General features: G+C 64.9%; 10 protein-coding genes, 2 tRNA genes and 1 pseudogene. 10 read left to right on the forward strand and 3 right to left on the reverse strand.

The genetic code is table 11. From position 1 onward, the window contains the following. Positions 1-25: 25 nt before the first annotated feature. A complete protein-coding gene (locus QF047_RS04865; protein ID WP_307274532.1) occupies positions 26-1,234 on the reverse strand; it encodes a glutathionylspermidine synthase family protein in 1,209 nt (402 codons plus the stop codon). Positions 1,235-1,236: 2 nt separating this feature from the next. Then, a complete protein-coding gene (locus QF047_RS04870) occupies positions 1,237-1,899 on the reverse strand; it encodes a Tat pathway signal protein (RefSeq protein ID WP_307274534.1) in 663 nt (220 codons plus the stop codon). 200 nt (positions 1,900-2,099) lie between these two features. On the opposite strand from QF047_RS04870, the gene QF047_RS04875 reads away from it, so the two are divergent. The 10 genes and pseudogenes from QF047_RS04875 to QF047_RS04920 all read left to right on the forward strand — a co-directional run bounded on the left by QF047_RS04875 (position 2,100) and on the right by QF047_RS04920 (position 13,832). Next, positions 2,100-2,756, forward strand: a complete 657-nt coding sequence (locus tag QF047_RS04875) for an MOSC domain-containing protein (protein WP_307274536.1) — start codon at positions 2,100-2,102, stop codon at positions 2,754-2,756. 405 nt (positions 2,757-3,161) lie between these two features. Further along, complete coding sequence (locus tag QF047_RS04880) at positions 3,162-5,309, forward strand: DEAD/DEAH box helicase (RefSeq protein WP_307274538.1); 2,148 nt, start codon at positions 3,162-3,164, stop codon at positions 5,307-5,309. A 394-nt stretch (positions 5,310-5,703) separates the two neighbouring features. Further along, positions 5,704-5,775, forward strand: a tRNA-Thr gene (locus QF047_RS04885). Positions 5,776-5,837: 62 nt separating this feature from the next. Beyond that, positions 5,838-5,911 (forward strand) — tRNA-Met (locus QF047_RS04890). Between the two features lie 549 nt (positions 5,912-6,460). Then, positions 6,461-8,833, forward strand: coding sequence for a phytase (locus QF047_RS04895; protein WP_307274540.1), 2,373 nt, complete (start codon positions 6,461-6,463; stop codon positions 8,831-8,833). 123 nt (positions 8,834-8,956) lie between these two features. Next, a pseudogene (yidC, locus tag QF047_RS04900) lies at positions 8,957-9,769 on the forward strand (membrane protein insertase YidC); the annotation flags it as partial. A gap of 54 nt (positions 9,770-9,823) precedes the next feature. Further along, the gene (locus QF047_RS04905) at positions 9,824-10,381 is read left to right on the forward strand and encodes a dihydrofolate reductase family protein (protein WP_307274544.1); all 558 of its coding nucleotides are present in this window, start codon (positions 9,824-9,826) and stop codon (positions 10,379-10,381) included. A gap of 201 nt (positions 10,382-10,582) precedes the next feature. Then, positions 10,583-12,298 carry a multicopper oxidase family protein gene (locus QF047_RS04910; RefSeq protein WP_307274546.1) on the forward strand — a complete coding sequence of 572 codons (1,716 nt, stop codon included), beginning with the start codon at positions 10,583-10,585 and terminating at the stop codon, positions 12,296-12,298. 1 nt (position 12,299) lies between these two features. Beyond that, complete coding sequence (locus tag QF047_RS04915; protein ID WP_307274548.1) at positions 12,300-13,106, forward strand: hypothetical protein; 807 nt, start codon at positions 12,300-12,302, stop codon at positions 13,104-13,106. Between the two features lie 69 nt (positions 13,107-13,175). Further along, the gene (locus tag QF047_RS04920) at positions 13,176-13,832 is read left to right on the forward strand and encodes an SDR family oxidoreductase (protein WP_306634939.1); all 657 of its coding nucleotides are present in this window, start codon (positions 13,176-13,178) and stop codon (positions 13,830-13,832) included. Here QF047_RS04920 and QF047_RS04925 read toward each other — a convergent pair. Then, positions 13,825-15,027, reverse strand: a complete 1,203-nt coding sequence (locus tag QF047_RS04925; RefSeq protein ID WP_307274551.1) for an ROK family transcriptional regulator — start codon at positions 15,025-15,027, stop codon at positions 13,825-13,827. The genes QF047_RS04920 and QF047_RS04925 overlap by 8 nt on opposite strands. Positions 15,028-15,058 lie beyond the last annotated feature (31 nt).

Below are 15,058 nucleotides of genomic sequence, written 5' to 3' on the forward strand. Positions count from 1 at the left end.
ACCGGGCCCGGTAGTGTCAGGGGGCTCATAGTGCGATACCTGCCTTGCTGGAGTTGGCGGCCGAGAGCGGGGCCGGAGCGTCAATGGTGTTGGGCACGAACCTGCAGAAGTAGTCGGTGACCGGGCCGTCCGATTCGCGGATGCCGCAGCCCACGGATTCGCCGTCCACCACCCACAGGCCAAGGACGGGATGGTTTCCGTCGAAGTCCGGCAGGGGATGGTACTGCTGGTAGCACCAGCCCTCGCGGCCGTACCCGCCGGGCTGTTCGAGGTTGATGCCCGGGGCGTGGATTCGAATGTTGTCGCCTTCGCGGCCGTGCAGCGGTTTGGCCACCCATTCCTTCAGCGGCCCCGGCTCGTTGAGGTACGCCGGGAGCAGGTTGGGATGCTGCGGGTACAGGTGCCATAACGCGGCGAGGAGTGCCTTGTTGGAGAGCAGCATCTTCCAGGCCGGCTCCACCCACCGGGGGTTGTGGGCGCGTTCGAGCAGGCGGTGGCCGAACGGTTCCTTCATCATCAGTTCCCAGGGGTACAGCTTAAAGATGGTGCTGATCATGAAGTTGTCCAGGTCCACGAAGCGGTTCAGGTTGGGGTCCCAGCCGATATCGGACATGTTGATGCCGATGGTGGTCCACCCGGCCTGGCCGGCGACGTCCCGCATGTAGCCGGCAGTCATCCAGTCCTCGCCGGACTCCTCAACTTCCGAGTGCGCCACGTGGAGTGTGCTCATGCCGGTGCGGAACTGGAATTTCTTCCACTGGCGGATCAATGCCTCGTGGATGCCGTTCCACTGGTCCTTCTCGGGGAAGACGTCCTGCAGCCAGAACCACTGGGCGACGGCCGCCTCAATCAGCCCGGTGGGGGTGTCCGCGTTGTACTCGAGCATCTTGGCCGGGCCGCCCTGCCCGTCGTAGATGAAGTCGAACCGGCCGTACACGTCTACATCCCCGGCCTGCAGGGATTCCGCAGCCAGTTCCAGGGCCTGCGGGCCGATGCCGATGTGGCCCATGGCCCCGGTGGCGAGGAAACGCGCGGCCTCCAGGCACATTTTGTGCATGTCCTCGGCGGTTACCTCGAGGGTCTCCACCTCGTCCATCGTGAATTCGTAGTAGGCGGACTCGTTCCAGTATTCGATCCTGCCTCCGTCGTCCGTGGTGGTGGTGGAGAACACCAGGCCCTGTTCTTCGATCTTCTGCTTCCACCCGGGCCTGGGCTCGCTCAACAAGCGCTTCACGCCTAACCCCCCGAAACTTTGCCGCCGCCGCCGCTGGTCCCGCTCTTGGCCGTGGTGCCAAAGCCGCCCCGGCTGACAGTGCCGCCCTGGGGGCTGTATCCGGTGGAGGCCTTCGCGCCGCTGGGGACGGTTCTTGTGTAGTTGGGCGCGGTGGAGCGGTTCTGTCCCAAGGGCGGGACGTAGGCGCCGCGGGAGAAGAAGTACCAGGCGTAGATTCCGCCGGACCTCCCTGCCGAGCTGTTGCAGCTGGCGTCCTCCACGCGCTCGCCGGTTTCGTCGTTGAAACACACTTGCGCGTATTCGGGGTCATCCTGGTTGCTGGCCACGACGGCGGTGATGGTGCCGGCCAGCAGGGCCGTGACGCCCAGCCCCACCACCACGGTCCGCCGCTGGGAGCGCTTTTTACGTGCCGCTGCCTCGTTGAGCTGCTTCTCGCGGTCCCGGGCGAACGGGTCCACGGGGGTGACGGGCTGGTTCAGGAGGTCGGGGCGCAGTTCAGGCTTGGGGACCTGCCAGGGGGGTGGCTTGGGGGAGTTGCCTTCGCCAGGGGCACTGCCTGCCTGGTCCGGCGTCTTACCCGCAGCGCCTCCGTCATTGGCCGAGCCGCCCTGGGATTTTCCGGCGCCGCCTTGTGGCTCGTGCTCTGGATCCTTGTTCGGGTCCATGGCGTCCCCCTCAGTAGTCCACATGAATCGGGCACAGCGCTGCAACCCCCAATTGCAATCCTCGAATCAGCGTAATCCCTGCGGTTGTCTGTGGGCCCAACTGGGTAGCAGATAATGTCGTTTTGACGCCTCAAAACGACATTAACTGCTACCCAGTTGGGTTGCGGCGGGGCAAAGGGGCCGGACCCTACACTGGTGCAATGGAAACCGCCTCAGTACTTGCCGTCTGCAGTGTGCACCAGCTTCTCCCGGACGCCTCCAACGTGGGAGTGACAGCCATCGACAAGCGTCCGGTGAAAGGTCCGGTGAAGGTGCACAAGCTGGGCCTCCAGGGCGACATCCAGGCCAACCGCGTCCACCACGGCGGACCGGACCAGGCCATCTACGCCTATTCCCAGGCCGACGCCGACTACTGGGCCGGTGAACTCCAGCGCGAGCTCCCGCCCGGAATCTTCGGCGAAAACCTGCGCGTGGCCGGGATCGAACCCACTAACTCCGTCATCGGGGAGCGCTGGAAGATCGGCTTGGACGTGGAGGTTGAGGTCACCTCGCCGCGGACGCCCTGCGCCACCTTCCAGCGACGGATGGGGGAGCCGCAGTTCGTGAAGCGGTTTACCGGCGAAGGCCGCGTGGGCGCCTATCTCCGGGTGCTGCGCGTCGGCACCATCCGCGCCGGCGACCACATCCACAAGCTGCATGTCCCGAAGCATGGCGTCACTGTGGGCAGGTGGTTCAGCGCACCGGACCTTGAGTCCATGGAAGCGTTGAAAGACGCTGACGCCGGTGGTGAGATCCGGCTGCAGCAGCCGGAGTTCAGGAAAAAGTTCGAAGCGCTGGAGCGGCAGCTGGCCCGGTAGCGGCACCGCCGGGCAGGCCCGAAGGCGAGGCATGTGCGCAAGCTCACCGCCCGTCGTCGTACTTCGATTACCGCTGGGGCTGGTCTGTGCCCTACACTTGAAACATCCCCCACTCCGGAAATCCCTTATTCCTGCCCAATTTTTGAGGCAGGACTGGCAAGTGTTGGGGCCCGCAACTGTGATGCGGGCATTTTCATAGGGAGAGCCGGCTAAAGAAAACGCTGTACAGACTGCTGGGATAGCAGCCAAGAGATGCAGCGCGAAGTCCTGCCACGGGATTGCGAAAGCGCCGGACTTCTGTGACCGGCCGGTCAACGTTTGCCCGGCACCCACGGCACACGTACTGCGGCTCCGCTCACCTCGGGTAGTGCCGCCTGGCCCCCTATGGATGAGGAATATTTCCCTATGCCCGAAAATCAAAACGAAACCACCGACGCCCAGAACACCGGCGTCGAGACTGCAGCCGTCGAATTCACCGAGGCCGTTGTACCCGCAGCAGAGCCCGCTGCCCCCGCAGCAGAGCCCGCTGCCCCCGCAGCAGAGCCCGAAGCTCCCGCTGCAGAGGCACCCGCAGCCGAGACTTCCGCACCCGCAGCCAAGGCTGAGGAATCCGAAGAAGACGGCGTTCGCTTCGCCGATCTCGGCATCGACGGCCGCGTCCTTGCTGCCCTGCAGGATGTCGGCTACGAAAAGCCGTCACCCATCCAGGCAGCCACCATCCCGCTGCTGCTCGAAGGCCGCGACGTGGTTGGCCTCGCCCAGACCGGCACCGGTAAGACTGCAGCATTCGCAGTACCGGCACTGTCCCGCCTGGCCGAACTCCACGACCTCAATGGCCCGTCCCGCAAGACCCAGGCCCTGGTGCTGGCTCCCACCCGTGAGCTGGCGCTCCAGGTTGCCGAGGCCTTCACCTCCTACGCCAAGCACATCGACGACTTCACCGTGCTGCCCGTCTACGGCGGTTCCGCCTACGGCCCGCAGCTCGCCGGCCTCCGCCGCGGCGCCCAGGTCGTTGTGGGTACCCCCGGCCGCGTGATCGACCACATCTCCAAGGGTTCCCTGGACCTGTCCGAACTCCAGTACCTGGTGCTGGACGAGGCCGACGAGATGCTGCGCATGGGCTTCGCCGAAGACGTGGAACAGATCTTCCAGCAGACGCCGTCGGACCGCCAGGTTGCACTGTTCTCGGCCACCATGCCGAGCCAGATCCGCCGCATGTCCAAGCAGTACCTGAACAACCCGGCCGAGATCTCCGTCAAGTCCAAGACCACCACGGGCGCCAACACCCGCCAGCGGTACCTGCAGGTCATGGGCCCGCACAAGCTGGACGCGATGACCCGCATCCTCGAGGTTGAAGAGTTCGACGGCGTGATCGCCTTCGTGCGCACCAAGATGGCTACCGAGGACCTGGCTGACAAGCTGAAGTCCCGCGGCTTCCAGGCCGCGGCAATCAACGGTGACATTCCGCAGCAGCAGCGTGAGCGCACTGTGGACGCGCTGAAGGAAGGCCGCATCGATATCCTCGTGGCCACCGACGTCGCCGCCCGTGGCCTCGATGTGGAACGCATCAGCCACGTGATCAACTACGACATCCCGCACGACACGGAGTCCTACGTCCACCGCATCGGCCGCACCGGCCGTGCAGGCCGTTCCGGTGACGCCATCCTGTTCATGACGCCGCGGGAGAAGTACCTGCTGCGTTCCATCGAGAAGGCAACCCGCCAGCCGGTGGAGCAGATGCACCTGCCGACGGCCGAGACCGTGAACACGCTGCGCCTGGGCAAGTTCGCCGAGAAGATCACAGAGACCCTAGCTTCCGAGGACGTTTCAGCGTTCCGCGACCTTATCGCCTCCTACGAGGAAGAGCACAACGTGCCGGCCGCAGAAATCGCTGCTGCGCTTGCCGTGATGGCCCAGGGCGGTCAGCCGCTCCTGGTCAAGGAACTGCCGGCAGCTCCCGAGTTCCAGAAGCGCGAGCGGTCCAAGGACGGCTTCGGCTCACGTGGACCGACCCGCACCCTGACTGAGGGCAATGCCACCTACCGGATCGCCGTGGGACGCCGCCAGCGCGTTATGCCCGGTTCCATCGTGGGTGCCATTGCCAACGAGGGCGGCATCTCCTCCGCCCAGATCGGCGGGATCGATATCCGCTCGGACCACTCCCTCGTGGAGCTCCCGGCGGACCTGAGCCCCGAGCAGCTGCGTGCCCTGTCCCGCACCCGGATCGGCGGCGAGCTGATCCACCTTGAGCTGGACAACGGCCGCAAGCCCTCCGGCGAGCGTGGCGCCTACCAGGGCAACCGCGGCGGTGACCGTGGCGGCAACTTCAAGGGCAACGGCGGATTCAAGAAGGAATTCCGTAAGAGCGACGGCGAGCGTTCCTCCGCGGACCGCGGCGGCCGTTCGTACAGCGAGCGTTCCTTCAGTGCTGACAGCGGTTCCAGCCGCGGCCAGGCCAGCGACTCCCGCTTCGGCGGCCACGGCGACGGCTCCCGCAAGCCCCGCGGCAACGAGGGCGGCCAGCGCGACTTCAACCGCAAGGGCAAGTGGTAACCGTCAGCTAGTCTGACACGTTCCCCCGGTGGGCCGGCTTTCGAGCCGGCCCACCGGTGTTTAAGCGACCGGCGTTTAAGCGACCGGTTCAAGCGAACGACGGCGGCCTGCCGCAGCTCCTGCCCGAATCCGCCCGCGCTGGCCGGGCATGAGGGCCCCTACCTGCAGAGCAGCCTCGAGCAGGAGTGTGGGGATGGACACATCCGCCACTGACCGCCCGGGAATGTCCTGTTCCGGAGGCTCTCCAGCTGCCGCCGAATGGTGTTGTTTCCCTTGAATTTCCGGGGAATCCAGGGGCGAAAAAGCCTTCCGGCGCAACTGTGTCGCGGCCTCCAGGCCGGTGCGGATGCCGATTTGTTGGTGGTGAAATCTTCCGGTAGAGTATTTACTCGTTGCCCCCCTAGCTCAGTGGTAGAGCGCGTTCTTGGTAAGAACGAGGTCACCGGATCGATTCCGGTGGGGGGCTCTGGATGAGGGCCTGTGTCAAGGCGGTTTTTGACCGGCTTGACGCAGGTTTTTCTCATTCGTGGCGGTGTAGCTCAGTTGGTTAGAGCGCACGACTCATAATCGTGAGGTCGGGAGATCGAGCCTCCCCACCGCTACAGGCTAAGCCCCCGGAATCCCCCGAGATTCCGGGGGTTTTCCTGTTAAGCAAGCCCCGGCTCATAGGACAAGAAGTGTGTGTATGCGCGCCCGAGGGACCTGGCGATGGCGATAGAGGCGGCCTCGGACTGGTACGACGGGCCCAGCAGCCATTCATGGAACGCGCCAATTCCGCTGGCAGAGTCACTTCAGGATGCTCGCCGGGCGGCTCGCAAACTCCCGGGGCACCCTAAGCTTCAAGGCTGCGCTATCCCCGGTTCCCCGCGTTCTGGCACGGAAGCAAGCCCCTCCCATTCAAACGTTTTGTCCTATGACCCGTAATGCGCTTGCATCGAGCCCCCTAAACTGGCTGCGAACCTCAGCCTGAGCCTGTCCCGGTACTAGCATTCGTAGTGTGGCTGCACTGCCCTTTGAGCCAAAGCGCCGTATGACACTGCCAACAGGGCTTAAACGCCCTTTCGCGGCACAGCAATGATCGCTGTGCTTCCCCGCCCGGAAGTTCCAGAGCACCCTGACTCATCTTTAGGATTTCTAGAAATTGGACCGCGATGAAACCGCTGAAGTCACTGACCTCGCTGCCTAGTTCCCCAACACGCCGTCGTCCAGATCGAAGGGGCGGCAGCAAGCTTTGTGAGGGCAGAGGGGGGACAACACTCGCATCGAAGTTTGCCGCCGTCTTGGCGGTAACCGGACTAATTGTGGGGCTCACCGCTCCTGTCGCGAGCGCGGCTGTAGTCCAAGTGAGCGCAACGGTCGAAACGGCCCCGATACCCGGAACACCGGATGCCGCGGACGACCCGGCCATCTGGATCCATCCCACCGACCCGTCGAAGAGCACCATCATCGGCACGGACAAGAGCAGGGACGGGCACGGTCTCGTCGTCTACGACCTGTCCGGGCGGCAGTTGTTCTACTACCCCGACGGGCGGATGAACAACGTTGACGTCCGCTACAACTTCCCTCTCGGCGGCAGCCGCGTGGGCTTGGTCGGCGTCTCGAACCGGGAACGGAGCCTTGACTTTTACAAAGTCAATGATTCGGACGGCTCGCTGACGAAGGCCGGCAGCTTCTTGCCCACCGCCAGCATCGCGACGCCCCGTGGGTTCTCGTTCTACCACTCCCCGGACACCGGCAAGTACTTCGCCTACGTCACGGATATCGGCAAGGTGGAGCAGTGGGAACTGGACGGCTCCACGGGATCCGTCACCGGCCGGCTCGTGCGTAGTTGGACGGTGAGCGGTCCCGCCCATACTGAGGGCCTGGTGGCCGATGATGAGATGAAGCGGATCTACGTCGCGCAGGAGGATATCGGCGGGATCTGGCGCTACGGAGCCGAACCCGGAGCCTCGACCGCCGGAACGAGAGTTGTCAGCACCACCGAGAACGGCGGTGACATTGTCCAGGACATCAAGGGCATCAGCATTTACTACGGGAGCGGGGGCGGCGGATATCTGCTGGCCGCGAGCCAGGGCTCCAACCGGTTCCACGCGTACGCCCGTGACGACAACCGGCCGCTGGGCGCCTTCGCCATTCCGGCAGGGAACGGGATCGATGCTGTCACCGGCATGGACGGGATCGATGTCACCAACTTCGGCGTCGGTGGTCCCTTCCCCCAGGGCTTCTTCGTCACCCAGGACACTTCAAACGAAGTACGCCAGAACTTTAAAGCGGTGCCATGGCAGTCCATTGCTGCTGCATACGCACCAGCTCTGCTCGTCGACGCGGCCTACGACCCGCGCAAAATCGGGGCTGGGACCGCTACCCCCACTCCGCCTGACACCACCATCACAAGCCAACCGACCAACCCGACCACCTCCACATCGGCTCAGTTCACCTTCACCTCGACCTCGACCGGCGCGACCTTCGCCTGCTCGCTCGACGCAGCAGCATTCAGCAACTGCATCAGCCCGGTGTCGTACTCAGGACTGTCCCTTGGTACGCATACCTTCCAGGTTCGTGCCGCGGACCAAAACGGCGTTGACTCCACCCCCGCAAGCTATACGTGGACCGTTGGCACGACGCCTCCGCCGTCGGACACTACCCCCCCTGAGACAACGATCAGCTCGGGACCACCTGCGACGTCGACGTCCACCAGCGCTTCCTTCGCATTCACCTCGAGTGAAGCCAATTCGACGTTCCAGTGCAGCCTGGATGGTGCGTCGCGCGCCGCGTGCACCTCGCCCCAGACGTACACGGGCTTGTCGACCGCATCTCACACGTTCAGTGTCGTGGCCACCGATGCAGCCGGCAACACCGACGCCACACCGGCGACCCAGACCTGGACCGTCGCCCCCAGCGACGCCGGCGGCGGCAGCGGCATCGTCCGCGGTTCAGTCAGTCAGGCCGTGAACACCACGGCAACCACCACGCTCACCATCCCCAAGCCGGCCAACGTCATCCAAGGTGACCTGCTCGTCGGCTGTATCTCCCTGAACGGGGGCACCGTCACCACGACAGGGGCCCCGGCCGGTTGGACACGGCTGGCAGCGGTAACCACCATCGCAAACCCGAAAATCTACGGCTATTACAAGGTGGCCACCGCGTCAGAGTCGGCAAGCTATTCGTGGACAACAACTTCGACGACGAGCGGCGGGGGTATCGTGAGGTATTCGGGAGCTTCAGGGCTTGACACGGTTGCCACGTCCGCGGCAGGCGCGGCAGCATCCTCCGGAACCGTCCCAGCGGTGACCACCACCACCGCGAACGCGATGCTGGTCGGATGCATGAGCGTCAACTCCAGCTCCGTGACCCTCACTTCACCTGCCGGGATGACCCAGGCCGTCGAGACCGGCGCGCGCCGCTTCGAGGTCGCTGACGGCATTCAGGCGGTCGCGGGATCGAGCGGGGCGAAAACCTGGACGTTCAGCGCCGCCCGCGAGTGGGCCGGTTGGCTGGTTGCCCTTCGACCGAAGACGCCCTGACTCCACAGTTGGCCCCCGGAATCCCCCGAGATTCCGGGGGCTTTCCTGTTTGACCGTAGCCCGCAGCGTGACAAGCTCCCCGTTTCGCCGTAGCTTTGCGGCATCTGAGGGATGGGGAAACGTATGGGCTTTCTTGACGAAATCATGGTTCCGTTCAGGTGGCTTGTGTCCGCGATCATGGTTGGCTTCCATGACGGGCTGAGCCTCGGCATGCCCGCGGCAAGTGGCTGGACGTGGACGCTGTCCATCATCGGGCTCGTACTCGTCATCCGCGCCGCTCTGATTCCCGTGTTCCTCCAGCAGGTGAACGCCCAGCGCAGGATGCGGCTCCTGCAGCCGGACCTCATGAAGCTGCAGGAAAAGTACCAGGGCAAGAGCGACGCCGTCTCCCGCCAGGCGATGGCGCAGGAGCAGATGGCCTTGTACAAGAAGCATGGGACCAACCCCTTCTCAGCATGCCTGCCGCTGCTGATCCAGGTGCCGTTCTTCCTTGCGCTGTTCCAGGTCCTGTCCGGTATCAGCACCCTGGCCAGCCAGGGGGAGGGGGCGGGTGCCATGAGCCGTGACCAGGTGGCGCAGTTCGACCAGTCCGCCATCTTCGGTGCCCCGCTCACCGCGTCAGTGCTGCACGGCGGCGGTGACCAGACCGCCGTCGTGGTGTTGACGGTCCTGATGATCCTGGCCATGACCGCGGCGCAGTTCCTCACCCAGAGGCTGGTCCTCGCGCGGAGCGCGTCCTGGGGCGCCCCGGAAACACCTTTTATGCGGCAGCAAAAGATCCTGCTCTACAGCTTGCCGCTTGTGTTCGGCCTGGGCGGCATCCTTTTCCCCATCGGGGTCCTGGTCTACTGGACTGTCACAAACATCTGGACGATGGCCCAGCAATTCTTCGTCCGGGACCGGGCGCCCGCCGGCGGTGATGGCCGGCCGGCCGCGGCTTAGTCAGCGGCAGCCCTTACGCAAACCCACCGGCACCGGCAGAATGGGCGCATGGGCCAGCTCATCTACTCCGGCATCACCTCTTTGGACGGTTACCTGGCGGACAGCCAGGGCAACTTCGACTGGAGCGCGCCGGATGAGGAAGTCCATGCTTTCGTGAACGACCTGGAGCGCGACGCCGGCACGTACCTTTTCGGGCGGCGCATGTACGAAGTCATGTCGGTCTGGGAGACATGGGACACGGCCGGTGAACCATCCGTTATCCAGGACTACGCCCGGATCTGGCGCGGGGCAGACAAAGTTGTCTACTCCTCCACCCTCGCCACCGCGTCCACGGACCGCACCAGGATCGAGCGGACATTCAACCCCAAGACCGTCCGGGCGATGAAGGACGGCACTGACAAAAACATCGGCATTGGCGGCGCAACCCTTGCCGCAGCCGCGCTCCGTGCCGGGCTTGTGGACGAATGCCAGATCTTCCTTAACCCGGTGGCGGTAGGCGGTGGCCTGCGGTTTCTTCCCGATGGGCTGAACTTGCGGCTCGATCTCCTTGAGGAGCGCCGGTTCAGCAACGGTGTGGTGTACCTCCGCTACCGCTGCCTGGCCTGATTCCGTCCCTGACCGCACCGGTGCCTGCCTGCATTGCTGGCGCCCCTGTGAGGCATGTGCCCGAGGCGGAAGCAGGAGGGGTCTCCGGCAGGGCTGCGGGGGGAGTTCCACAGGTTTTTTGCAAGGAGCGGTCCTGATAATCGAGACGAGCAGTTGGCTCGCTAGCCTAAATCGCTCCCCGCAACAACCTTGGAGGTACCCATGTCCGCTACCAGAAGGAATGTGCTGAAACTGGGCATGCTGGGAGGTTCTGCTGCGCTTCTGGGGGCCAACGGCGGTGCCGCACTTGCCGGTGTGCCTGCATCGTCGGGGGAATCCGACCCCACAACAGCGAGCACGCTGGCGGCGAAGAACACGCCGGTGCCCTACACCGCCACGTTCCGCCGGCCGCCCACGCTTATCCCCTACGAAACCGGCAGGGACCCCGACGGGCAACCCTTCGCGAAGTATTCGCTTTCCCAGAAGCTCGGGCAGGCGCAGATCGCTCCGGGACTGTCCACCACCTTGGCGGGGTACAACGGCATTTTCCCCGGCCCCACGATCGAGGTTCCGCAGGGCACCCGTACTGAGGTGAGGATCAGCAACCGCCTGCCCGCGACCGGACTGCTCTACTCGGATCCTTTCAACACGGTAACGCACCTTCACGGCTCGGCGTCGCTGCCGCAGTACGACGGGTACGCCAACGACCGGACGGCGCCGTCGAAGGTGAAAAACTACCACTATCCGAACTGGCAGGCAGCCCGGACGCTCTGGTACCACGACCATAACCACTTGCTCACGGCCCAGGGCGTGTACTCGGGCCTGGCCGCGACGTACACCCTCACCGACGAGCAGGAGCAGGCGCAACTCCCGCAGGGCGAATTCGACGTCCCCATCCTGGTCTCGGACGTCATGCTGAACGCCGACGGGTCGCTGGGCTATAACGACAACGGGCACCTCGGGCTGTGGGGGGACATCGTGATGGTCAACGGCGTGCCGTGGCCCACCATGAAGGTCAAGCCCCGGATTTACCGGTTCCGGTTCCTGGTCGGCTCGATCACGCGCTCGTACCGCTTTGCCCTGTCCAACGGGAACCCTGTTTACGTGGTGGGAACTGATGGCGGCATGACGCCCAAAGTCCAGGCCATATCCTCCTGGCGCCAAGGCACCGCCGAGCGCTACGAGGTCCTGATCGATTTCCGGAAGTACAAGGTGGGGCAGTCCGTGGAGCTGCGCAACCTGAGCAACAAGAACAATGTGAACTTCGCCAACACCGGCAAAGTCATGAAGTTCCAGGTCGTGGCCAATTCCCCGTCCCCCGATCCGAAGTCACGGTCCATCAGTTCCATCCCGACGACGCTGGACCCGGGTGAACATCCCACGAAGGCGACCGGCGGCCTGGACACGATGTCCCTTACGCCCGAGATGGCCGTGGCCAAAAGGACCCTGCGCGTGCAGCGCAAGAATGGGGAATGGACCATCAACGGCGAGACCTGGGATGACGTGGAAAAATCCGGCTTCACCCGTCTCTTCGCCAACCCGCAGAGGAACCAGGTGGAGCAGTGGACCATCGTCAACGAATCCGGGGGCTGGTTCCACCCTGTGCATATCCACCTGATCGATGGAAAGATCATCGGCCGCAACACCAACAACGGGCAGCCCTTCGCCTGGGAAGGCGGCCCGAAGGACGTGTTCTACACGGGCGAGAATGAATCGGTCACGGTCCTCATGCAATTCGACACCGGAAAACACGAGGGCGGCCGCTACATGGTCCACTGCCACAACCTCGTCCACGAGGACCACGACATGATGATCCAGTTCTCCGTCGGAGACCTGCGGAACAATGATCCCATCACCGCCGACCCGCCAGTGGTGGAAACCTTACCCGAGGGGAATTTCTCTTCCGCTTACAAGCCTGCCTATCCGGCCGGAACATGACATGCGGCGCGTCCTGATTGCCGCACCGGCGGTGCTGCTTTCCATCGTCTTGGGTGGCTGCACTGACGGCGGGGGCGTCTCCGCCGTCAGTGCGGCCAGCGGGCCCGCCACCGTAACGGGTGCCGGGCCGGCGGAGGAGGGGCAGGACCTGGGCAACGGCCGGCCGCACGTCACGTTCGACGGACTGATGGTCCGGCGTCAGGTGGTGATCGCCGTCGAATCCAGCAACGACGCTGACCTGGCCGGCATCCGGACTGACCTCGAATCCGCCGCTGCGGCCACTGGGTCCGCGCTGGCCGGCATTTCGCCCGATGTCCTCGAGCCTGCCCTGCTGCAGAGGATGGTGCCGGAGTTGATCCTGGCCATTCCCGCAACGGCCACCGTTGACGATGGCCGCGCCATTGTGCAGAAAGCAACTGAAGGAAGGGAATCGGCCAGGGCCGGCGTGGACAACTTCTACGTGCTGCCGGTACTGGTGCACGACCTGCGCTTCAGCGCCACCACCGGAGATCCCGCGGCATTGTCGGCGGCTGTGGACAAGGAAGGAATCGTCTCAGACGCACTCGGAAATTACGAGACCACGGTGGAGGGTCAACAGATCAGCATCACCTACACAGGGCCCCTGCTGGGCGACGAAACCGTCGAAAGCGTCCGCACCGGCATCGCACGGCAAGCCCACGTCGAGGCGTCCGCCATTGCTGTCGGGCCGAGGGCAACCACCGGAACCGGTGTGGACATGGCCACCGAACCGGAGTGGGACCCGGAACTGCTTGGAACCGCGAAGGAACACACCCACGCCGGCAGCTAGCCATGGACAGCTTCAACACTGAAGGTGCATCGGGTGCAGGACAGCCTTGCGGTGGGACAGAATGGGGCCATGACCAGAATCGCAATCATCGGCGGCCACGGCAAAGTGGCCCTCCATCTGTCCAGCCTGCTTACGGAAGAGGGGCACGCCGTCACCTCGTTCATCCGCAACCCGGACCAGGCCGCTGAGGTCGCGGAAACCGGCGCAACGCCGTCGGTCCTGGACGTGGAGAATTCGACGACGGCGGCCATCGCCGGGGCGCTGCAGGGCCACGACGCCGTGGTCTGGTCCGCAGGCGCCGGCGGCGGGAACCCGGGCCGGACGTACGCCGTGGACCGGGACGCTGCCATCCGGTCGATGGATGCAGCGGCGCAGGCAGGGGTCAACCGGTACGTGATGGTCTCCTACCGTGGAGCCGGCAAGGACCACGGCGTCCCGGAGAGCAACAGCTTCTTCGCCTATGCGGAAGCCAAAGCAGCGGCGGACGAGTACCTGCGCGGCACGGACCTGGCCTGGACCATTCTCGGGCCCGGCTCGCTGACCGACAATCCCGGCACCGGGCGCATCGACGTGAACCCCTCGCCCGGGGGCAGCGGGGAAACATCCCGGACCAATACGGCCATTGTTGCCGCTGCGGTGCTGGACCTGCCCGAGACCGCGGGCCGCACCATTGAGTTCCGTGACGGCACGCTGCCGGTTTCGGCGGCATTGGGGAACCTCAGCTAGGGCTCCTGGCCAGGTCCAGGTCCAGGGAGTTCGCCTCGACGAAGTCCAGCGCACCGCGGACCGCGCCAACAGTGACAACTGCGTCCCCCAATGGTGAAACGGCAACGCGGGGCGGAGTCGCAGTGAAGTCCCGGAGGCGCTCACTGATGGGAGCGAGCAGCACGCCGGCAGAGTTGGCCACGGCGCCGCCGATCACCACCAGTTCCGGGTTGAGCATGGTGGCTACCGTACCGATCACCCGGGCCATCCTGTCCGCCATCCGGTCGAGGATCTCCAGTGACACGGCGTCCCCCTCGGCGGCGGCGGCAAAAACGTGCTCAGCCTCGACCTCCTGGGGGGCGAAAGACCGCAGCGTGCTGGCCGCTGGGCCCGCCAGCGCTTCCGCTGCCCACTTCCTGGCCAGGTGGGCGATGCCGAAGGTATCGCCCACGCCTTCCACCAGGTCCAGGTAGGCCAGCTCGCCGGCGCTGCCCCGGCTTCCGTGCACCAGCCGGCCGCCTTCAATCACTCCGGAACCCAGGCGTTCGCTGGCAAGGATCACCACGACGTCGTCCGCGCCGGCAGCCGCGCCCAGCCAGCGGTCGCCGAGGGCCGCCAGGTTCGCGTCATTTTCGAGCAGCACCGTCCAGCCGCGCAGTTCCTTCAGGGCAGCCCGCAAGTCGATATCAAACAGGCCCCAGAACTTCTGCGTGGCCAGCACATCGCCGTGCCGGTCGACGGGGGCGGCAATCCCGGCACATACCGCGAGTACGTCCTGAGGCCCTGCCCCTGCACCGCCGAGCGCCGCCATGGCCACCGTGTCGATAAACGCTGTGCGCTGGCTGGCAGTGATGTCTGCGACGTCGAAGGGCTGGCTGGACCTGCCCACCGTTTCGCCACGGAGGTCTGAAACGACCACCGTCACCTTGGAGTAGCCAATGTCCATGCCCAGGACGTAGCCGGCGCGCTCATTAAGCTCAAACCGCCTGGCGGGGCGGCCCTTCTGGTACTCGCCGAAGGCCCGCTGGTTTTCCAGTTCCCGGATCCAGCCGCGCTCCTTGAGGTCCTCGCACACCGCGATGGCGGTTGCCCGGGTCAGCCCGGTTGCCTCCATGACCTCGGTGACCGTGACCATGGTGGCGGAGCGCATGAATTCAAGGACCGCCCCGGCGCTGACCCGGCGCAACAGCTGCGGGGTGGCGGTGGTTTCAGCCATGCTGTTGACCTTTCTGCGCATGCAGCCACAT

This window comes from Arthrobacter sp. W4I7 (assembly GCF_030816215.1).
GTDB lineage: Bacteria > Actinomycetota > Actinomycetes > Actinomycetales > Micrococcaceae > Arthrobacter > Arthrobacter siccitolerans_A.